This is a genomic window from Streptomyces sp. P5F9, assembly GCF_057961495.1.
Genome location: NZ_JBXVPZ010000999.1, coordinates 1 through 828, shown reverse-complemented (window position 1 = coordinate 828; position 828 = coordinate 1). Strand labels below are relative to the sequence as shown.

The 828-nt window shown below is 70.5% G+C and carries 2 protein-coding genes; both read right to left on the bottom strand.

The annotated features are described in order from the left end of the window. Nucleotides 1–333 (bottom strand): acyl-CoA dehydrogenase family protein (locus AC31A1_RS52065; RefSeq protein WP_489660019.1); only part of this gene is annotated, 333 nt, incomplete at its 3' end. Nucleotide 334: 1 nt separating this feature from the next. After that, the coding region (locus AC31A1_RS52060) for a Zn-ribbon domain-containing OB-fold protein (protein WP_489660018.1) at nucleotides 335–828 on the bottom strand (494 nt) is incomplete at its 5' end.

Below are 828 nucleotides of genomic sequence, written 5' to 3'. Positions count from 1 at the left end.
CACCACCACCGACCCGTCCCCGATCCCCGGCAACAACCGCTCCCGCTGCTCAGGGGAGCCATGCGCAGCCACCGCCAGCAGCCCGTACACGCAGGTCGACGCGAAGGGCACCTGGGCCGTCGTCCGACCCTGTTCCTCCAGGAGGAGCACGAGGCCGAGCAGGCCCAACTCCTCGACGGCGCCGACCAGTCCGGCCGCGCACAGGGCCTTCCACAGCTCGGGATCGCTGTCCGTCCCGGCCGCCGTGAGCCGCTCGGGTGTGGCGAGGTCGCCGAAGATCCGGGCGGCCAGATCACGGGCTGCCGCCTGCTCCTCCGTGGGCGTGAAGTCCATGTCAGCCCACCTCGCCCTCTCGGCCTTCCTGGACCCGGAAGACAGGGAGCACCAGCGGCCCGTCCTCGTCGCCAAGTCCCTGAGGTTCGTCGTACCGCCGGAATTCCAGCCGTACCGGCAGCCCGATACGCACCTTGTCGTACGGCACTCCCACCACGTTGCTCACGATCCGCACGCCCTCGGCGAGTTCGATCAACCCGACCGCGTACGGACCCGCCGCGTCAGCGGCATGATCGGATTGCGTGAAGGCAGGGAAAGGCGGGTGGTGCATCACCACGTACGAATAGACCGTCCCCTCCCCGCTCGCCTCCACCGTGTCCCAGTCCAGGCCCCCGCAGGCGTTGCAGCCCGGCAGCCAGGGGTGGCGCAGCGTCCCACAGTTCGTGCAGCGCTGGATGAGGAGTTGATGGCGCTCCACGCCCTCCCAGAAGCCGGCGTTGTCCCGGTTGACGACGGGCCGCGGCCGCCGCGCACGAGCCCCCTTCTGCCCCTGCC